This is a genomic window from Magnetococcus marinus MC-1 (genome assembly GCF_000014865.1).
Classification (GTDB): Bacteria; Pseudomonadota; Magnetococcia; order Magnetococcales; family Magnetococcaceae; genus Magnetococcus; species Magnetococcus marinus.
The window spans coordinates 1316514-1336416 of the sequence record NC_008576.1; the positions used below are offsets into that span (position 1 = coordinate 1316514).

At 55.8% G+C, this 19903-nt stretch carries 17 protein-coding genes; 8 read left to right on the plus strand and 9 right to left on the minus strand.

The features are described from left to right. Nucleotides 1–11 precede the first annotated feature (11 nt). A complete protein-coding gene (locus MMC1_RS05515; RefSeq protein WP_011712752.1) occupies nucleotides 12–1715 on the minus strand; it encodes an AAA family ATPase in 1704 nt (567 codons plus the stop codon). A gap of 687 nt (nucleotides 1716–2402) precedes the next feature. On the opposite strand from MMC1_RS05515, the gene MMC1_RS05525 reads away from it, so the two are divergent. Beyond that, complete coding sequence (locus MMC1_RS05525) at nucleotides 2403–3473, plus strand: SGNH/GDSL hydrolase family protein (protein ID WP_160162664.1); 1071 nt, start codon at nucleotides 2403–2405, stop codon at nucleotides 3471–3473. A gap of 269 nt (nucleotides 3474–3742) precedes the next feature. On the opposite strand, the gene MMC1_RS21835 is transcribed toward MMC1_RS05525, so the two are convergent. The 3 genes from MMC1_RS21835 to MMC1_RS05535 all read right to left on the minus strand — a co-directional run bounded on the left by MMC1_RS21835 (nucleotide 3743) and on the right by MMC1_RS05535 (nucleotide 7717). Beyond that, nucleotides 3743–3913, minus strand: coding sequence for a hypothetical protein (locus MMC1_RS21835; RefSeq protein ID WP_160162665.1), 171 nt, complete (start codon nucleotides 3911–3913; stop codon nucleotides 3743–3745). Nucleotides 3914–4517: 604 nt separating this feature from the next. Continuing rightward, complete coding sequence (locus MMC1_RS05530) at nucleotides 4518–6140, minus strand: SulP family inorganic anion transporter (protein ID WP_011712755.1); 1623 nt, start codon at nucleotides 6138–6140, stop codon at nucleotides 4518–4520. Between the two features lie 377 nt (nucleotides 6141–6517). Then, the gene (locus MMC1_RS05535; protein WP_011712756.1) at nucleotides 6518–7717 is read right to left on the minus strand and encodes a saccharopine dehydrogenase family protein; all 1200 of its coding nucleotides are present in this window, start codon (nucleotides 7715–7717) and stop codon (nucleotides 6518–6520) included. A 278-nt stretch (nucleotides 7718–7995) separates the two neighbouring features. Here MMC1_RS05535 and MMC1_RS05540 point away from each other — a divergent pair, with 278 nt between their 5' ends. From MMC1_RS05540 to MMC1_RS19655, 3 genes are all read left to right on the plus strand, one after another. Next, nucleotides 7996–9168 (plus strand): carboxynorspermidine decarboxylase, encoded by a 1173-nt coding sequence (locus MMC1_RS05540; RefSeq protein ID WP_011712757.1) that lies wholly within the window; start codon nucleotides 7996–7998, stop codon nucleotides 9166–9168. A 137-nt stretch (nucleotides 9169–9305) separates the two neighbouring features. Then, complete coding sequence (gene hrpB, locus MMC1_RS05545) at nucleotides 9306–11795, plus strand: ATP-dependent helicase HrpB (protein WP_011712758.1); 2490 nt, start codon at nucleotides 9306–9308, stop codon at nucleotides 11793–11795. A 3-nt stretch (nucleotides 11796–11798) separates the two neighbouring features. Next, nucleotides 11799–13199 carry a M20/M25/M40 family metallo-hydrolase gene (locus MMC1_RS19655; RefSeq protein ID WP_011712759.1) on the plus strand — a complete coding sequence of 467 codons (1401 nt, stop codon included), beginning with the start codon at nucleotides 11799–11801 and terminating at the stop codon, nucleotides 13197–13199. Nucleotides 13200–13403: 204 nt separating this feature from the next. On the opposite strand, the gene MMC1_RS05555 is transcribed toward MMC1_RS19655, so the two are convergent. The 4 genes from MMC1_RS05555 to MMC1_RS05570 form a co-directional block, all read right to left on the minus strand. Next, nucleotides 13404–13892 carry a ferritin family protein gene (locus tag MMC1_RS05555; protein WP_011712760.1) on the minus strand — a complete coding sequence of 163 codons (489 nt, stop codon included), beginning with the start codon at nucleotides 13890–13892 and terminating at the stop codon, nucleotides 13404–13406. A 225-nt stretch (nucleotides 13893–14117) separates the two neighbouring features. Continuing rightward, a complete protein-coding gene (locus tag MMC1_RS05560; RefSeq protein ID WP_011712761.1) occupies nucleotides 14118–14858 on the minus strand; it encodes a tRNA threonylcarbamoyladenosine dehydratase in 741 nt (246 codons plus the stop codon). Next, nucleotides 14859–15617, minus strand: coding sequence for a TatD family hydrolase (locus MMC1_RS05565; RefSeq protein WP_011712762.1), 759 nt, complete (start codon nucleotides 15615–15617; stop codon nucleotides 14859–14861). Between the two features lie 157 nt (nucleotides 15618–15774). After that, complete coding sequence (locus MMC1_RS05570) at nucleotides 15775–16602, minus strand: CZB domain-containing protein (RefSeq protein WP_011712763.1); 828 nt, start codon at nucleotides 16600–16602, stop codon at nucleotides 15775–15777. A 252-nt stretch (nucleotides 16603–16854) separates the two neighbouring features. On the opposite strand from MMC1_RS05570, the gene MMC1_RS05575 reads away from it, so the two are divergent. Genes MMC1_RS05575 through MMC1_RS05585 form a run of 3 tightly spaced genes read left to right on the plus strand, consistent with a single transcriptional unit; the run spans nucleotide 16855 to nucleotide 18401 of the window. Beyond that, nucleotides 16855–17736, plus strand: a complete 882-nt coding sequence (locus MMC1_RS05575) for a PDC sensor domain-containing protein (RefSeq protein WP_407081017.1) — start codon at nucleotides 16855–16857, stop codon at nucleotides 17734–17736. An 8-nt stretch (nucleotides 17737–17744) separates the two neighbouring features. Then, a complete protein-coding gene (locus tag MMC1_RS05580) occupies nucleotides 17745–18125 on the plus strand; it encodes a hypothetical protein (RefSeq protein ID WP_011712765.1) in 381 nt (126 codons plus the stop codon). 60 nt (nucleotides 18126–18185) lie between these two features. Further along, on the plus strand, nucleotides 18186–18401 hold the full coding sequence (locus MMC1_RS05585; protein ID WP_011712766.1) for a hypothetical protein: 216 nt from the start codon (nucleotides 18186–18188) through the stop codon (nucleotides 18399–18401). Between the two features lie 59 nt (nucleotides 18402–18460). Here the strand turns inward: MMC1_RS05585 and MMC1_RS19660 are convergent, their stop codons facing one another. Continuing rightward, on the minus strand, nucleotides 18461–18940 hold the full coding sequence (locus MMC1_RS19660; RefSeq protein WP_011712767.1) for a chemotaxis protein CheX: 480 nt from the start codon (nucleotides 18938–18940) through the stop codon (nucleotides 18461–18463). A gap of 477 nt (nucleotides 18941–19417) precedes the next feature. On the opposite strand from MMC1_RS19660, the gene MMC1_RS05595 reads away from it, so the two are divergent. Next, nucleotides 19418–19714, plus strand: a complete 297-nt coding sequence (locus MMC1_RS05595; RefSeq protein ID WP_011712768.1) for a c-type cytochrome — start codon at nucleotides 19418–19420, stop codon at nucleotides 19712–19714. Nucleotides 19715–19903: the final 189 nt, after the last annotated feature.

A 19903-nucleotide genomic window follows, 5' to 3' on the forward strand; every position in this document is an offset into this window, starting at 1 on the left:
GCTTGTTTTTCCTAAGAGGCCGGTGCCGATGGTAGATCCATGCCCCGAAAGATGGCGCAGTGGGCAAAGACCGCCAAGCTGGGTGACGTGCTGCGATGGGCACAATATTTCGCCACCAGTTTGGTTAAGCCTTTAATGTCTCGCCCGGTGGCTTGAGGATAACAATCCGCCAGCTGTTCCTGCATCGGCACCGAGAGGGGAAGGGCAAACTGCTCGGCCATGACCGACCAAATCTGTACCCGCTCCTGACGTGAAGGGGGCTGAAAGCGGATCATGGCGATACAGCGCGAGATAATCGCCTCGTCAATATCATGGCTTCGGTTGGTGGTTAAAAACAGCAGACCATTAAAATATTCCAATACCCGTAGAAAAACCCCCACCACGGCGTTCATGGTAAGGTTATCATCACGCCGCTTAATGTAGACATCGGCCTCGTCAATCAGCATGACCGCACCCCAACGTTGGGCACGAATTAAGACCTCTTTTAAGCTCTTTTCCATCTCTGCCACATTGAGCCCCAATTGACCGGAGTGCACCCGGTAAAGGGGGCGTCGAATGATCTCGGCGTAGACCTCTGCGGTCAAGGTCTTGCCCACCCCCGCAGGACCCGAGCAGAGCACCGTAGTGCCGCCAGATTTACCCTCTACAATATCTTCCATTAAGAGATCCATCTCAGCGGTGAGAATGTCGATTAAATCCACATGCTCGACTGGTAAAATGAGCTTTTCTTTAAGTTCAGGTTGGTAACAATAAAGGCTAAGATGATCCATGTGAACCCAAAGATGGTGATGAAGCTCAAGATGAAAAACAAACAGATAGGCATGCACTGGCAGCTGGGTAAAGAGGCTGGGGGGCATCTCTTCGGCCAGGGTTATTAATCGGTTGTCGATCTCACGAGGTAGGCCAGATTCGCGCTGAATACGCTTGAGTAGGGTGCTTAATATCGCCCCAGAGGACTCCAGGGTAAGATCCCGGTCGGTGAGGATGGATTCGTCATTAACCAAGCGGGCCGGTCTGTCGGTGGTGGAGAGCACCACCACATTTTTACGCGCATAGTCCGTATTGCGGTGGGTGGCGCTGGGGTCTTCGGCATAGAGGCCAATACCACGCCCGGAAAATTGTACGTTAAAACGGTTGCGCCAGTCGAAATATTGGCGGCTCTGTTGGTCGTAGAGCGCAACCAATGGGGGGCTCTCTTTTACAAATCCTCGGTCTGCTAAGAGCTCTGGTAGGGTGCGGTCGGGGATGTCCCGTTCGCTAAAGATCAGTTGTGGATGGGCAAGCTTGCCGCAACAGTTGGCTTTGAGCTCCACCACCAAACGGGCATTTTCATCGCCACCCGATGGGGTAAAGTCAATGCGTGTGACCAGATAGGGGCGTAGGGTCGCGGAGTTGTCCAATTTAAACAGCCAGCCCCGCTGGCTGCCCTGGCAAAGATAAGCCACCAAATCCGGGATAAGCTGTGGAAAGTGTTCGGCTTGATAGCGCTCTCCAGCACTGGCCTGTTGTAGGGCCTCAAGCAGCGCCACCCGCACCTCCGCGCCGCTCTCTTGCCCATAAAGGGCAATCAAGGTGCGCAGGTGAGCTGGCGCGAGATCTGTATAGGCAATGACCATGCGATGAGAGATGTTTAACTGCTCCAGGTAGCGTTGCAGCTCTGGATGCTTTTCAACCAGTGCGGTGGCGATGGGGCGGGCGAGCTCAAGCTTAGCCATGGGGGGCTCCAAACCGAAGGTTTAAGGTCTCTGCTGGGGGAGGTGACTGGCAAGGGGGCGGCAACCCCACTGGCGAGGCGTGGGGGCCGTCTCCAGATACCATGTAGGCGCTTTTAGCATGTTTTTTACGGGGGTATCCAGTCTTTTTAAACATAAAAACATATTTGAATATTATATGGTTATGGTTGATTCTAAAACAGTCATGAAATGGTCTTATTTTAGGCAGATTGCATTATTTTACAGCGCTGCGTGGGCGGTAAAGGGTCGTGTAGGTTAGCTTGGGGGTGCAGCGATCAGCAGGGGGATCGGTGGACGGTAGCTTTTGGGGCGCGATGGGGCGAGCTTAGCTCCCGTGAGTGCGCGGAGTGGGTCAATCTCGATGGTGGTTGGGTCAGATTGCTTTTTGTGTAGGTGATCGTTACTCTGGGCATAAACCAGCGGGGGAAGGGCGGTAGATGGGCTGTTTTTTGCGTGGCCAGGATGCAGAGCCTCTTCTGTGTGGTTGTCCCGCTGGGGGCAGGGGGTGTGCTCGGTGCGGGGCAATCCGCAGTCACAAAGGATGGAAAAAAAAGGTGTGCGGGGGGCTTGCAGAGTGTTCATCCCCTGCGGATGGGTGGTATCTCACCCCTGTGGCACGCAGTGTTGGGGGCGCGTGTTGGGGCATGAATCGTGGTGGATATGGCGGGTATGATGCAGATTTGGCGGTTGCTCAAACAAACCCTAGTGATTGGCGTAATTACCCTATTGCTCACCGTGCTGGTGGGCGAATTGGGGGTGCGTCTGTTGGTGGGGGCGCCCCTGATGGAGCGCATGCCCTTGGTCCGGGTGTTGCCAGATCCACAAACCGGTTTTCGGATGAAACCGAGCGATCTGCACTATACCTATCAGCATAAGGTGCAGTTAAACAGCCTGGGTTTGCGTGGGCCAGAGCTGGCTGATCCGGCTGCTGGGCGCTATCGGATATTGGCTTTGGGGGATTCGCACCTTTACGGGCAAGGCATTGCCGATGAGGCGTTGCTTACCACCCGCTTGCAAGAGGCGCTACAGGCGCGTTTTCCCCGCTGTCAGCCCGAGGTGGTGAATGCTGGGGTGCGAGCCTACAGCATTAACCAAGAATTTGCCCTATTACAGCGGTTGCAACCCCAGTTACAGCCCGATCATGTGCTGCTGTTTTTCTACCTGAACGATTTTGATGAGGTGAACATTGCGGCCCGCTACCGACGCTATAAGGGATTGGATTGGTATATGCCGGACCTTTCGGGAAAGCCCGAAGGGGAGCGTCTACAGCGTTGGCAACAGATGCAAGGGTTACGGCACAGTGCACTGTTGATGTGGTTGCACGATCTATGGCGGGGGCTGACGGTGGACCCTAACCATTTTGAACAAAAAATTCTGCGCGGGGCTACGGATAAAGAGAGTGAGCAGCGCCGCGCTATGGTGGTGAGCTATTTGGTCCAATTTAAACAGCTGGCTCAGCAGCAAGGATTTCGTTTTACCCTGGTCATTATTCCCGCTGCGGTGCAGATAACCCACACCTTTACCCCAGCGACTTACCAAGCTTTTCTAAAGGCTCAGGCCCAGCGGCTGGGTATTGCGGTGGTGGATCTGCTGCCAGCTTTTCAAGCCGACTATCAGCAGCGGGGCCAGCGACCTATACTGCCCTTTGATGGTCACTATAATGTTCGAGGCCAGCAGCTTATGGCTCAACAGGTGATGGCCTACCTACAGGAGCAGGCCCCCCCCTGCGCACAACCCTAAAAGCACATAATACGCATGCTCTTTTGCTTAGGTGGGGGGCGTGCCATGGTCAGAGAGTTGGCCATGGCCGCTCGCTTGTCAGGGGGGCGCACAACAGGTCAAGCGCGTAAGCGCTATCTCGCTTTGCCACGGGGGTGTGCCGCTGTCATCTTATAAGGGTGGCCGCAGGGGGGCTCCGCTTGTTCGCCTTTTGTTTTATGCGTGGCACGCACGGCCCCCTTCCGCCTTATCCCTCGGTCAGAATAGCCACACATTCACTTTGGCAGCACTCAGCTTTTATTGAAAATCGACTGTTTGGTGTCGATGGTCTTAAACTGAATGGAAGCTGCTTTGGCACGACACGGTTCACACAAAAAAGTGAGTTTCTGACTGTCGGTCTTGACCTTGAGACCGCACATGGTGCAGATGCGTTCATCCTTGTGTACTTTTTTTCTGTTCATGGTGTTCGCTCTTTAGCTCTGTCTGTTTGGTTACGCCAAATGGGCGGAATGATCGTCTATCGCCTATCTGCATGGTTTGTTGCCAGCTCCTTACCTGTCAGATAGGTTTGGAGTGGGCACCATGCATAACATAATAAAGAGCGTCAATATTTATGGAGTCAATGAGGTTTAGCATATCTTACAATGGGTGACATCAAGTTAACAGAAAGTTACAAGATGTCATTTTGGTTTACCTGTTTTTTTATTTTATCATGTATATCTTAGCGAGACCCGGTAAGCAACAAGAATTTTAGAGAGTTTTTGGCTTTTTTGCGATGAAAAGCGAGGGGTTTCAAGGAAGATTGCGTTTGACAAAGGATATTAAATATTTGTTCTGTTAAGGTTAGTTGTCTAAATAACGGAATTTGAACAGATATTTTTTGAGATTGTTAACATTCAATTTACACAGTTAACAAACTGTTAACTCTGTTAACATGGGTGTGGTTATTTTTTAAAAGCTTTTAGCAGGGTTGGTATTGGTCTGATCGCTGTGCGAGCAAAGCGCAAAAAAAAACGCACACCCCATGCTCACAGGGTGTGCGTGTAACTTATATGCAAGAGTGTATTAGGCCAATTTGTCGGCGGCCACCCAATAGTGCGGGTCTTTTTCCAGGTCAATTTCAACCAAGCCTCGGGCTTCTGCCAGTAGCTGCTGGCACTCTGGGCTTAAATGGCGCAGCTTGAGGCTTTTGCCCTCCTTGATATAGCGGCTGGCCAGGGTATCAATGGCCTCAATGGCGCTGTGGTCCATCACCCGTGAGCCGTAGAAGTCAATGACCACCTGTTCAGGGTCTTGGGCTGGGGTGATGCGCTCCAGCAGGGTGCTGGTGGAGGCGAAGAAAAGGGGGCCTTCCAATTCATAGATCTTACTGCCCGTGTCATCGACATAAGCGTGAATGCGGATCTGCCGGGCATGTTCCCAGGCAAACACCAGCGCCGAGACAATCACCCCAGTGATGACGGCTATGGCCAGATCGGTGGCCACGGTCATGCCGCTGACCAGGACCAGCACAAAGGCGTCGGCCTTGGGAATGCGCCCCATAATGCGAAAACTGGACCACTCAAAGGTGCCGATTACCACCATAAACATCACGCCGGTAAGGGCGGCAATGGGGATTAACTCAATAAGCGGGGCGGCAAACAGGATAAACATAAGCACCATAATGCCCGCCGTTATGCCCGACAGTCGGCCACGTCCCCCAGATTTAACATTGATCATGCTCTGGCCCACCATGGCACAGCCACCCATGCCACCAAAAAAACCGGTCACGACATTGGCGACGCCCTGGCCGACACACTCACGATTGCCGCGCCCACGGGTCTGGGTTAACTCATCAATCAGGCTCATGGTTAGCAGGGATTCAATCAAACCAATGGCGGCTAAAATCACCGAATAGGGTAAGATGATGCGCAAGGTCTCTAAATTAAGGGGCACCATGGGCAGATGAAATTGGGGTAGACCCCCAGCAATGGAGGCCATGTCGCCCACGGTGCGGCTCTCAATGCCCAGCAGAATGACCAGCAGGGAGGTTATAAGAATCGCGGCCAGTGCCGAAGGGATCGCCTTGGTCAATTTGGGCAGCAGGTAGATGATGCCCATGGTCAAGGCCACCAACCCCAGCATGCGCCACAATGGGGGACCACTGAGCCAGTGACTGACACCAGCTGCGTCGGCCACCTGAAAGCTTTTTAACTGAGCAAGAAAGATAACAATCGCCAAACCATTCACAAATCCCAGCATCACCGGATGGGGTACCATGCGAATAAATTTACCCAGACGTAGCCAACCCACCCCGATTTGCAGGATCCCCATAAGCACCACGGTGGCAAACAGATACTCAATACCATGGTCAAGCACCAAGGCCACCATCACCACCGCCAAGGCACCGGTAGCCCCGCTAATCATGCCGGGGCGGCCCCCTACAATGGCGGTGATCAAGCTGATCATAAAGGCGGAGTAGAGCCCCACCAGTGGCGCGACACCTGCCACAAAGGCAAAGGCTACCGCCTCGGGCACCAAAGCCAGTGCCACCGTTAAGCCGCTGAGTAGATCATTTTTGGTGCGGTTGCCGCTGCCGTTTTCCAATAAGCGGCGTAGCAGTGAGCGCCGTTCTGCGTCGGCATGCGCCAAAATTTGGCCGACCCGCTTTTGCGTGCCTGCATTGTGTTTTTTAAACCATTGGATCATCACAAAATACCTCGTTGCCTCTGTTCAGGCAGAGATGGCAGAGCTCTATTTCCACAGGGGTAGGGGTAGAGCAAGGTCAGCACAAGATGGAGCAACACAGGTAACAACCGAAGGGTGCTTAGCCGAACCAAAAGGGGCGGGTTGGAACCGTAAGAGTAGGGGCTGGATTCTAACCAGTAAGTCGCAGAGGTCAAGTTTTCTATTTTTGCCCAAGCCATTTTTTGGCGAAATGGTCTCCCATAACCTCGTTTGAGCGGGGGTAGGGGTGTGGTGTGGCTCGGTTAAACCCCTTACACGGAGGTATTTGTTGTGCGGGGTTAAGAAAAACAAAACGGGGGTACCCAATGGAGTACCCCCGTTGATGCATAGAGCCTTGCTTAGAACGGGTCGTTGCTGAGCTCTTCGACCGCCCAGGGCAGGCCAAATTGGTTGAGCCGCTCCATAAAGGGAGTGGGGTCGAATTGCTCCACATTGTAGACCCCGGCCTTTTTCCACAGGCCAGAGACCATAAGATCCGCACCAATCATGGCGGGCACGCCGGTGGTGTAAGAGACCGCTTGGGCGCCAACCTCGGTATAACATTCGGCATGGTCGCAGATGTTGAAAATGCGCACGGTCTTGGCTTGACCATCCTTGGTGCCATGAATATGGCAGCCAATGGAGGTCTTGCCTTGGTAGTTTTCCGCCAAAGAGCCGGGGTCAGGCAGCAGCGCTTTAAGAAACTGTAGGGGAACCACAGGGTGGCCCTCATACATAACTGGATCAATGCGGGTCATGCCCACATTTTCCAATACCCGCAGATGGGTGATATAGGCTTCGGAAAAGGTCATCCAGAAGCGAATGCGCTCCAGCCCCTCAATATTTTTGACCAGCGACTCCTGCTCTTCATGATAGATCAAATAACCCCGGCGCTCGCCTACACCAGGGAAGTCGATCATCTTGGATTCAGAGAGGGGAGGGATGGTTTTCCAGGTGCCTTTTTCCCAATAGCGCCCCGGTTGGGTGATCTCGCGAATATTGATCTCGGGGTTAAAGTTGGTAGCAAAGGCTTGGTGGTGGTCCCCCGCATTACAGTCAAAAATATCTACGGTGCGGATGGTGTCCAGCAGCTCTTTTTGTGCATGGGCACAAAAAATATTGGTTACGCCTGGGTCAAAACCGCAGCCGAGCAATGCCATAAGGCCCGCGTCGGCAAAGCGTTGGTGGTAGGCCCACTGCTCTTTATACTCAAAGCCAAAGGCGTCTGGGTGCTCATAGTTGGCGGTATCCAGGTAGTGGGTGCCAGTCTGCAAACAGGCCTCCATAATGGTGAGGTCCTGGTAGGGTAGGGCCACATTGATCACCAGAACCGGCTTGCTGCGTTGGATCAGTGCCACCAATTCAGGCACATTATCGGCGTCAACCTGTTCCACCACCACGGGTGCGCTATTAGGGGGTAGCTTTTCCGTAATCGCTTGGCAGCGGCTGGCGGTGCGACTGGCTAGGGTAATGTGGCTAAACACTTCTGGACGGCTGGCGCACTTGCGTACCACCACCGAGGCCACACCACCGCAGCCAATGATCATGATTCGACTCATATTAACAACTCCACTCAGAGGTTCCGTATGGGCAGATTGGGCAGTTGGAATAATGGTCTGGATTGGTGGTGAGATCAAGTGAATTGCATGTGATGATTGGATGGCGGTTTGGATTTATCGTCGCGGTTTCTACGAGAGATGGGTGAAAATAAGCGAAGAAAGCCCTAAGATAGGCGCTACTAGGTGTGGCAGGGTGAACGGCTGTGTTATACATGCGGTGTGCTTGCCCCCTGCACAACAGTGCTCTGTTTGCCCATTGCATAAGGATGACCCAGGCGATGACCAACACCCATGTTGAGGCCCATGTTGACTCCCTTGATGATGAAAGCTGGATCGAAGATCCCGTAACCACGGTACCCGCCGATAGTTGGATACGCGCCATTGATCTGGAGCAGGTCAAAACCCCTTGCCATATTTTAGATGGTGCGACCCTGACTAAAAACGGCGAGATTTTGGCCGATGTCGCCGCCCGCAGCGGCGCCACGCTGCTGTTGGCGCTCAAGGCGTTTGCGCAGCCGGAGTGCTTTAAATTTTTAAAGGGGCATCTGCATGGGGTGGCGGCCAGCTCGCTGCACGAGGCACGTTTGGGACAGGAGCACTTTGGGGGGGAATTGCACACCTATGCCCCCGCCTATCTGCCCGATGAGATGGACTATATCGCCCAGCATGCGACCCATATTGTGTTTAACTCGTTTAACCAATGGCGACGCTACAAGGGGCAGTTGCAGGGCAGTCAAGCCTCGGTGGGGATGCGCATCAATCCCGAACGTTCCACCCGTGGTGGCGATTTTGATAGCTGCGATCCCTGCCAGCCCGGCTCCCGCATGGGGGTACCCTTGGCGCTGTTTGAGGCCGATGCCATGGAGGGGATCGAGGGGTTGCACTTTCACACCCTCTGCATGCAGGGTCCCGCCGCGCTGGCCCGTACTCTGGAAGCGGTGGAGGCTCGCTTTGGTCATGTTTTCCATAAACTTAAATGGATCAACTTTGGCGGTGGGCATCTGATTACCCACCCCAACTATGATCGGGAACGGCTGATCCAGTTGATCAAGGATTTTCGTGCCAAGCATGGCTTGGCGGTAACGCTGGAGCCTGGGGCTGGGGTGGTTTTTAATACCGATGTGGTGGTGGCGCAGGTGCAAGATATTATTCACACCGCCACCCCCAATGTGATTTTGGATCTCTCCGCCGCCGCCCATGTGACCGATGTGTTGGATCTGGGCTGGCGTCCCACCATCTGGGGCGCTGGGCGTGAGGGGGAGTATGCCCACACCTACCGGCTGGGGGGGCACTCCTGCCTCTCTGGGGACTATTTTGGGCTCTACAGTTTTCCGGAGCCTCTACAGATTGGGCAAAAACTGGTGTTTCTGGATATGGCCCACTACACCCTGGTGAAAATGACCACCTTTAATGGTTTGGCCCTGCCTACCCTGCACATTCGTGACCTCTAAAGCGGCTCTCGTCGCCACGCCCTTCCGGGTTGTGGCCCCACCACCCGCTCGCTCGGCTGGCTGTGCCAAGGGCAGGAGAGCGTGTGTAATGCGTCACAGGGGGGTCGGCTGGGTGCCTGATTCTTTATGGAGCCTCTATGTTTAGCCCCCCCGATCTGCCCATTGTGGCCACTTTGCAACCGCTGCAAGCGGCCTTGCTGCGCCATCCCAATGTTATCCTTAGCGCCCCGCCGGGCTCCGGCAAAACCACGGTGGTGCCCTTGGCTCTGTTGGATGCCCCCTGGTTGGCCGGAGAGCGCATCCTTATGTTGGAACCTCGACGACTGGCGGCGCGGGCCGCTGCCAGCCGCATGGCCGAGCTGTTGCAGGAGCCGGTGGGGGAGCGGGTGGGCTATCAGATTCGCTTTGAGCGCAAGGTGGGGCCAAACACCCGCGTCGAGGTGGTGACAGAGGGCATGCTCACCCGCCGCCTACAGTCCGACCCCGCCTTGCAGGGGGTGGGGGCGATTCTGTTTGATGAGTTTCACGAACGCTCCTTGCAGGGTGATCTGGGGTTGGCGCTGGCGTTGGAGCTGCAACAGCTGCGTGACGACCTGCGCCTCTTGGTGATGTCGGCCACCCTGGAGAGCCAGCGCTTGGCCAAGCTGTTGGGGGATGCCCCCATTATAGAAGGGCATGGACGTAGTTACCCGGTGCAGGTGCGCTATGCCAGCCAACCCTATGCCCATGTGGTGGAGGGGGTGGTGCAGACCATTCGTCAGGCGTTGGCCCAGGAGCGGGGGGATCTGCTCGCCTTTTTGCCGGGGGCGGGGGAGATCCGCCGGGTGGAGGCCGCTTTGCGGTCAGGCTTGCCCGATGATGTGACCCTATTGCCGCTTTATGGCGAGTTGGGTATGCAGGCCCAAGATCGTGCCGTGCGCCCCTGGTTGGAGGGAGGACGGCGGGTGATCTTGGCAACGGATATTGCCGAGACCAGTCTGACCATTCCGGGCATTCGGGTGGTGGTGGATGGGGGGTTGTGTAAACGTCCGCGTTTTCATGCCAGCAGTGGTTTGACCCGGTTAGAGCGGCTGCGCATCTCCGATGCCTCGGCACAACAGCGGGCCGGACGGGCAGGGCGGCTGGAGCCGGGGGTCTGTTACCGTATTTGGCCAGAATCGCAACAGCGCATGCTGCAACCGGCGACCCCTGCGGAGATACGTGAGGCCGATCTGGCTCCGCTGCTGCTGGAGTTGGCCCTATGGGGGGTGGCAGATCCGACGCAAATGAGCTGGCTGGACCCCCCGCCGGAAGGGGCGGTAGCGCAGGGTTGGGCGCTGTTGGTGGCGCTGGGCGCGGTGGATGAAGCACGGCATATCACCCCCTTAGGGCGACAGATGGCCCAACTGCCGTTGCATCCGCGTTTGGCCCATATGGTGTGTATGGCCCCAGAGCCCGCAGCCCAGGCCATGGCCTGTGATGTGGCGGCGCTGCTCAGTGAACGAGATCCTCTGAAAGGAGGGGCGCGCCAGGTGGATCTGCACCTGCGTTGGCAAAGTGTGGCGCAGTTTCGGCGTCAGGGGAGCGCTGGGCCGGGGGTGGATGCGGCCAGCCTACAGCGGATTGTGCGGGGGGCGGACCAGCTACGCCATCTATTGGGGGTGAGCCGTCAGCAGGTGGCCCATGGTGATCTGGGGCTGCTGTTGGCGGCGGCCTACCCCGACCGGGTGGCGCAGTTGCGGCCAGGGCAGCGGGGGCGCTATCTGCTGGCGAGCGGGCGTGGGGTGCGGTTGGATGAGATGGACCCCTTGAGTGGTGAGCCGCTGCTGGTGGTGGCCGCGCTGGATGCCGGTGAAGCGGAGGGACGGGCCTATTTGGCGGTCTCTTTGGCGCAAGAGGCCTTCATGGCGCTTCAGCCGCCGGCGTGGCAGGCGCAGGTGGTGTGGTCTGACCAGCAGCAGCGGGTGGTGGCAGAGCGCCAGCGCTGTTTTGGCGCGTTGGTACTGGAGCGGCAACCCCTGCATGGCGAGGCCCCCGAGGCTGCGGTGTTGGCGGCCATGTTGGTGGGGGTGCGGCGCATGGGGCTGGCGGTGTTGCCCTGGACGCCAGCGGCCATGCAGTATCAAGCCAGGGTGCAGTTGATGGCGCGTCTTGAGTCGGGCTGGCCGTTGTTGGAAGAGGCTGTGCTGCTGGAACAGTTGGAGCAGTGGTTGGCCCCTTTTCTACGTGGGGTGAATCGGCGGGCACAGTTGGAGCGCCTGAATATGTTGGAGATTTTGCAAAGTCAATTAACGTGGTCCCAGCAGCAGAGCTTGGAACAGGCGCTACCGACGCACTATGAGGTGCCCAGCGGTTCCCGCATTAAATTGGATTATACGGCAGGGGCGCAGCCGGTATTGGCGGTGCGCATTCAAGAGCTGTTTGGTTTGGCCGAGAGCCCGTGTCTTGGCCAGGGGCGGGTGCCGGTTACGTTGCATCTGCTCAATCCTGCCCAGCGTCCGGTGCAAGTGACCAGCGATCTGCGCGGATTTTGGCAGACCACCTGGCCCCAGGTGCGCAAGGAGCTACGTGGACGCTATCCCAAACATCACTGGCCAGAAAACCCCTGGCAGGCCCAAGCCACCGCCCGCGCCAAACCCCGGAGTTAATCCATGCAACCCCTGTTTAACCACTATTTTGAGCCTTTAGCGGCGGTGGGCGCTGGCCCTGATGGGCGAAACTGTCTGGCCTATACGGCAGAGGAAGATCTGGCCCATGAGCGTTTTTGTGCCCAATTACGGGCGTTGGGGGTGGTGCCACAACAGGATGCCTGGGGCAACAGTTATGGGACCTGGGTTGGCACTGGGGATGAGGGGTGCGGGCCGCTCATCGCCATTGGTTCCCATCTGGATGGGGTGCCCAATGGTGGCCGCTACGATGGGGTGTTGGGGGTGGCGGCGGCTTTGGTGGTGCTGCATCGTCTGCAACAACAGGGGTGGCCGGGCCGCTTGCGGGTGATTGCGTGGCGGGGGGAGGAGTCGGCCCGCTTTCGTAGCTCCTGCCTAGGCAGCAAAGGGGCCAGTGGCCTGTTGACGGAGCCCATGGCCGCCCAGCGGTTGGATGCACAAGGGGTTTCGCTGCGACAGGCGGTGCAGGGGTGCCGGGGGCAGGCTCCATCGCCGGTGGCGGCGGGCATGGCGCTGTTGGAGCTGCATATTGAGCAGGGGCCGCTGCTGGCTCGCCTCGGGCGGCAGCAGCAGCGGCCCGTGGTGGGGGTGGTGAGCGCCATTGCGGGTTCCCGGCGGCAACGCTGGCAGTTGCCCAACATCGGGGTGGCGCGGCTGGCGGCGCTGCTGCTGGCGGTGCATGAGCGGGTGGCGACCCTGGATAGCCCCGAGCAACCATTAAGAGTCACCTTTACCCCGGTACAAGGTGCGCCCAACGTGGGGCGTGATCACACCCTGCTGCGCTGTCGGGATCCCCAGCAGGCGGCTCTGCTCGCCGCCGTGGGCAGTGGCACGGTCTGTGGGCCAAACGTACGCTTTCAAGGCCCCCATACCTTTCATAGTGGTGGCCAGCCCATGAACCAGCGGGAGGGGGTGGATCAGATCATTGTGGCGGCGCGGGCTGTGGTGGCATCGAGTCTGAACGAGGGGCTGCAATGGCCCGATTTTCAAGTGCAAGCGGGTTTTCACCTGCAACTGGACCTGCGGGCGGGGGACGCGGCCCGCATGACTGAGGCGTTGGCGCAGATGCTGCCCCTGGTGCAGGGGGTGGGGGGGCAGGTGGTGGAGTTGGGGGAGACCCCTGCCGATGCACTCTCTTCAAGCTGGGCCATGCAGATGCAAGAGGTTGCTCAACGGTTGGGCATTGCCGTGCTGCCGATGGTGAGTGGGGCGGGCCATGATGTGCAGGTGCCGCCCTTATCCCACAAAGGCTTGCTGTTTATTGCCAGCCAAGCCCAAGGCGTTAGCCACCACCATAGCGAGGCGGTGCAGATGGATGAGGTGGTTGCGGGACTAAGGCTTTTAGAAGCGGTGGTGGTGGCGCATGCTGCGCAGGGGGGAGCGTAGAACTGAGCCGCCGAACCCAACCGGGTTTAAAGGCCTATTGGTCAATAGGCTCACTTGCTAAAAAAAGCGGTGAGGTCAAAGGTGGGCTGTGCTTGGCTAGGGTCCCGGGGGGATTGAAATGGCAGGGCGCGGTAGCAAGGCGTTTGACTGCCCTGCCGCGGTTGTGCGTCAGGCAGGGCAGCTTACGCCTTGTTGCATGCTGGATTACAGACCTGGGCGATCTTCGGGGGTGAGCTCCAGAGAGTTGAGCAGGGTCTCTAATTCATGAACATGTCGCTTTTCATTCTCTTGCTGGGTTAGGCAAAACTGTTTGGTTGCTTCATCCAGGGTCTTGAGCGCGAGCTGCTGATACATCTTGACCGCCTCAAGCTCATGACCAAGGGCCAGTTGTAGCACGGTGCGCATATTTCCGGCTAAAAAAGCCTGTTCATCCTCCGTGTTAAAGGCGTAACGACCATTATCCTCTAGCCCGGCGGCATAGGCGGCTAAATCCACATCGCTCTCTTTTAAACAGCTGGCTTTGGCCGCCTGTCCCAGCAGCTCTTGGATATGCCCGCCCTCCATCTCGGCAAGTTGGAGAAAAAGCATGCGGGAGGCATCGTCACGGGTAACTTCAGCCGCCCGGCTATAAAAATTTACGGTCAGCGCCTCATGCCGGATCGCTGCTTTCCATAATTCTATAATATCATTCATGATCAGCCTCGAAGTTGCGGGTTGGGGTATGGCTTTTTAGCCCCCCTAACCCTATGGATCAAAATGGTTCCGTGCAGACCTTCATGCTATCTACTCTAGAAGGGTCTCGCCTGGATGAAAAGCTAAAACGTGAGGTGGGCGTGATCGATGGGATTTCTCACATGAATGAAACCTGCGGCGCACATTTTGCGCCGCATCCGTTAGGGGGTTGCTTGGTGTGCTCCACTATGGCGCTGGCGGGGCGAGCGGATTTAGCTGTTGGTGTATCATTCGTCCGGCCAGTAATAGCCCAAACAGGGCTGGTAGATAGCTGATGGTGCCATTGACTGCTCTGGGGCGTCCTTGTGTGACCGGTTCGGGCGGCAGCGGCGGGGCGGGGATTTCACTGGACCACGCGCAGATGACCCCATTGCGCACCCCTTCGCGCCGACAGCGCTGGCGTACTTTGCTGGCGAGGGGGCAGGTGTGGCTCTGCATAAGGTCACTAACCTGTACTTTGGTGGGGTCCAAGCGCCCCCCCGCGCCCATGGAGCTAAAGACGGGGATGCCCCGGTGGTAGCTCTCGACAATTAGCCCCACCTTGCAGTTTAGGGAGTCGATGGCATCCAGCACCACATGGGGTTTGGCTGTTTCTAACAAATCAGGGATCTGCTCGCGGGTGAGAAACTGGTCCAGGGGGTCTATTTGGCCGTGGGGATTAATCTGCTGCATGCGCTGCAACATCACCTGCATCTTTTTTTGGCCCACAGTAGCGTGGGTAGCATGCAGTTGCCGGTTGATGTTGGAGGCGGCGATGGTATCGTGTTCCACCAAGGTTAGGTGCCCAACACCCGCCCGGCAGAGGGCCTCGGCGGCATAGCTGCCAACGCCGCCCAGGCCACACACCAGCACATGCAACTGGGCCAATTTATCCATGCCCTCTTGGTGAATAAGGATCGCGGTACGTTCAAAAAATCCAGTTTCCATTTAGCATTCCAGGTTAAGGGCCACACGGGCGTTGCGGCTGGTAAGGGCGACCATCTGCGCCAGGGAAACCCCGCGCAGATCTGCCAATTTTTGCGCCACCACCGGGAGTAGGGCAGGCTCATTAATCTTGCCTTTGTGGGGGTGTGGCGGTAGATCTGGGGCATCGGTTTCCAACACGAGGGCGGTGTCATCCACACTGCGTGCAAGGGTTTGCAAGCGTCGTGAGTGGGGCCGGGTGAGCATGCCGCCAAAGCCGAGTTTAAAGCCTAACCGGCCATAACGGGTGGCCTGATCCAGGCTACCATTAAAGGCATGCACAATGCCGCCCCAGGGAAATTTGAGCTGGTTAAGCATCTGTAACATGGGTTCGTGAGCCTTGCGCACATGCAGCAACAGCGGGCTTTGCCGTTGCTGGGCCAGCCGTAACTGTTGCCGTAAGAGGTGCTGCTGGGCTGCGTGGGTGGTGGCGGGTAGGGTATAGTCCAGGCCAATTTCACCCATCAACGGGGGTTGCAGCAGGCCTAACCAGTATTGCAGTTGGTCGATGGCATCCACCGGGTGTTGCGCCATAAAAAAGGGGTGTAGCCCCAGGGCTAGGGTTATGCCCGGCCTTTGTAACTTTTGCAATGCAGGAAAACCCGCCAAGCTCACACCGGGCACCACCCACTGGCTAACACCAGCGGCGCGGCTGCGGCTTAACACGGCCTCTAGACGCTGGTATAAATGGGGGTCGTCCAGGTGGCAGTGGGTGTCGATCATGCCGGTTCTTTATGGAGGTTGGGTGCTGGCTTGGCCGTGGATTTTTATTAAGGTCTGTTTTGGGTGGCCGGGGATCGTGCCTGCTCTTCCCCAACACCCATGCCCCAAGTGTAACCGCAACACGCTTGCTGTTGCGAGGCCGACGCAAGGCCGAGGATCATAGCGCGGTATGTTCCGAGGTAATGGATGCGCTATGGCCAAGGTGCATCTCAATGCGGGTAAGCAAATAGATAATCTCTCTGCTCAAAACTTGCAGCTTGGCATAGGCATTATCCGCTGACTCGGAGCGGCCATGGCGCAGGGCACCAATAACCGCCCGTGAATAGTCATGAAACGACTTGTGCGACTCATTCAAGAGCTGAATTTCAGGGAGGTCGGCATGCATTTTAAGCCCAATGTCATGGATCCAAACCCCTAGATCGCAGTGGTCCAGTTGCGCCAAATCGGCTTGCCGGGCATGTCCATGAAAAGCGTTCTCCATTTCATCTTGTATCCACAGAACATGGAAGAGGCGGGCGTCGGAAACATTAAGGTGCAACTCTTTATGCAGTCTGTCATGGCTAGGCGGTGAAAAAATTTGCATAAGTCCTTGAAAAGCCGATCTTTGCGTTTTGGCTTCAACTTGCTGTTGCCGGTATTCCAGTTCCAGCAAGGTTAAGAGATATAAAATTTCACGGCTTTCTACGCGGAGCTGTTTTTTCTCTTTTTCAAACTCATCACGTTCGCCACGCTGTGCGGCCAGATAACACGCATCTACAGCGGTATGGAAGAGATGATGATGTTTTTGAATGCGGCTAAGGACAGGAAAATCTTGCAGCTTTTTTGCGCTTACCCGGTTAAGCCAATGGCCGAGCTCACATTGCTGAGACTTCGGCCAGTCTGGTACGGAGCCTATCATGGACTCAAACGGGCGATCTAAATGGCTTTCCCAGGTGATGTGGATCACTCTTGCTTGATGAAAATCAAGTTTATTCTGTTTGCTCATGGATCAATCCTGTCCCAAAAAGGTTCGAAAAAATTATAGGTGCAAATGTCTGGCTTGTCACTTATGAATCGGGGGTGCCCAGTGGGTAAGTAGGGCGACGCCATAAAGCAACACTTTCAGCATGGTGAAAAAAAGCCTACCATGGGGCGTCGTTTACTCGGTTAGGTAAAGGAGCGGATTGTGCTGTATAGCAGCCTGAAAGAGAGCATTCGTAAGCAGCGTGAGGATCTCACTGCACTGCTGGGGAACACCATGTATGATCTGGCTAAACAGTGCGCCAAAGATATGCCCGACCGGCAACGGTTGGAGCAGCGTTTAACCGCCTCAATACCCAATATCCCCTATTGCAAACATCTGTTTATTACCGACGCCCGCGCCCGCCAAATTATTGATAATATTACCCGTGAAGGGCATGATCCTCGGCATATGGCGCGGGACCGTTCCACCCGTCCCTATATGCAAAACATTGTGGGTACCACCGACTTTAAATTGTCCGAAGCCTACATCAGCCGCAATAACAATCGCCCCTCCTTGACGGCGGTGCAGGTGATCCGTGATCCAGAGGGTATGATCATCGGCTTTCTCGGTGCCGATTATGATCTGCGCGAGCTACCAGGAACCCAATCTCTGTACAAAGAAAATCATAGCTGGCGACAGATCAAGGGCGATCCGGCTATTCGTAGTGGTCTGTTTCAGCAGCATCGGGTGGAAAGCGCACTGGATCGGCGTATAGATGATGTGCTGGCATTGATGACCGAATTGATGAGCGAAAATGGGGTGTTTCATGGCAAACTGCACTTTTCCAGCAGTCGGGCTTCGTTGTGGTTGGTGGATGATCCCTACTCCTATCGCATTTTAAGTTTTGATGATCTTATTGATCCCGATGTCTGTCTGGCCTATCCTCACCAACCCTACACCCAGCGGGCGGTGGTTCCCAAAACGGCGATCCCTAAGGTGTTTGAGATGTTGAAAGAGCTGCGTTTTGCCGATGAGGTAATCTATCTGCGTAATGCATCCCTAAATATTTGCAATGGTTTGGTTGCACTCAATTTTTCTTGTGATGGCTCCCACTATATCGGTTGGGAGGAGTTTTTGACCAAGGGGTTGGATTTCTGGTTTGGTGGGGCTGAGTAGGGGCATCTATGTGGATTTTTCTTGAGGGTGGACGATTTCTTTCACTGGTAGCCGACCCCAACCACGGGGATATGCTACTGGTACGTGCCCGCTTGCCGGGTGATATTGAGGTGGATTTTCCCGACGCCAAGGTGCAGGAACACCCCCTGAACGAAGACGAACCAAGCGCCTATCGCTATACCGCCCAGGTTAGTCGTGGGGCGGTGCTTAAAGCCATTGCCCATGAGTTGGAAGATCTTCACTATAGCCGGTTTCAACAAAGCGTCTGCAATGCCAACCGAGTCTGGGCAACCCAACAGTGCGACGCGGTGATGCAACAAGCCCAAGAAACCGCCCGCAGCGGGGTGCAGCAACACTCCCTCTGTTACCCGCCTCATTTGCAGGAGTAGCCTCCTGTTCGGGGCTTATACCGTAACGGTGTGCATTGTCTCATGGAAAAGGGGCCAAAGATGAGCGAAGAATTATTAAAAAATCTACAGGGCATGACCCCCGCCAGCATCGTTAAGCTGGAGAAACTTAAAGGGGAGTTGGAGAGCCTGCATCAACTCATGCTCAATACCGAAGGTATGTCCCAGGATGAGATCGAGGGGCGTATTCGTCAGTTTCGTGATAAAGAACAGCAGGTTAAAGCGTTTCTCGCGGCGCTAGGCTTGCTGCCCTCTTGAGTGCGACCCCTTAACGGCGAGGCTAAGCAGGTCGTACACGGCTGAAGAAAGCATCGCCCTTAGGTGTAGAAGATTTCCACAAAAAAAGGCCCAACAGGGGTCTTGAAAAATTGACGTACACTGTGGTTGAACTCTCTAGAGTTGGCCTCAAACACTCCGTTTTGGCCCAGAATGGAGGGCGGGCTAAGATTGATCTCGCCATGCTCAACAGCCAACTCGGTCTGGATGCTCCCCGCCACCATATTGGCGACCTCGCCAAAACCGTCGTAGACCTCTTCGCCCATCTCTTCCAAGGTTTCACCCAATAGGGCCGAGGTCATCGCCATAGCGACATGTTCTGGGGCCGAGAGAAATAATCCACCTTGAACGGCCCCATTGAGTAAAATCAGCGCCGAAGTCTCCGCTTCAGGAGGGGCATAGTCACCATTGACATCCCGGACCAGGGTGGGACCTGCTGTGACATCCATGGATAAAAAGGTGATGGCAATATCACGTACACCGGTTTTAACGGCGGTAGAGATGTCACTTTCCATACTCATGTTATCTCATGTCCTGTCTGGCTAGTCGCAGGTGCAATGCACCACTGTCGGTGAGACAAGGTATAGAGCGGTCTGTTAACCAAAAAAACGGCATGCACGCAAAGCTTTAATCCACCTTGCCTGCTTACGGTAAACCCACTCTCTACCACCGCAATGTTCTACCCTTATGGGGTGCGATTCAAGTGAATAAATGCTATCCAAAAGGTGATAAACAATGGCTTAACCCGTGTGAAATGGGTATCTGTATGGAAAATTACAAGGTTTATTAAACTTTACCCATACAGAAGCGGTTGGCGTGTAAAATATCCGTACCGATCAAAGATATACGCCATGCAGGCTGATTTGGCAAGCTTGCCTCATATAAAGTGATTATTTCTTGCTCAGTTGGGAACTCATGGACTCAATAGATGTCTCTGTTGCATGCGTAACTGCGGAGGGGACCGTTCAAGCTAAAAGGAGTGGATCGTCGTGAAGTCTATGAAGTGGATGGGTGTGTTGGCTGCTTGTGTCCTGCTCAGCGGCTGTGGTGGCAGTAATGACTATTCACCCGCAGCGGGTACCAGCCCAGATAAAATCTATGCCGAAGCCTGCGCCGGCTGCCATGGGGATAAAGGTGCCGGTAAAATGGGCTTTTTGCTCAAAGTCGCCGGGAGTGACGCCGAGCCCGCCGCTATGGCCGCACACATCAAAGAGGGGGGGATGGTGATGCCCGCTTTCCCCAATATTGGCGATGCCGACCGTATGGCCATTGCCCTCTACCTGAAGAGCCTGTGACACTCTCCCTACTCGAAAGAGGGGGCTCATAGAGGGGGCCAAGTAACCGCTGCATGGGTAGGGATTCATGAAATATCCAGGCTAGCTATGGCAAGGCTGTCATGTAGTAAAGAGGCCCTCTTGCGGCAGGGAAAAAAAAAGGCCACCGGACAACTCCGGTGGCCTTTTTTGCAACCCTTATGGGGTCAC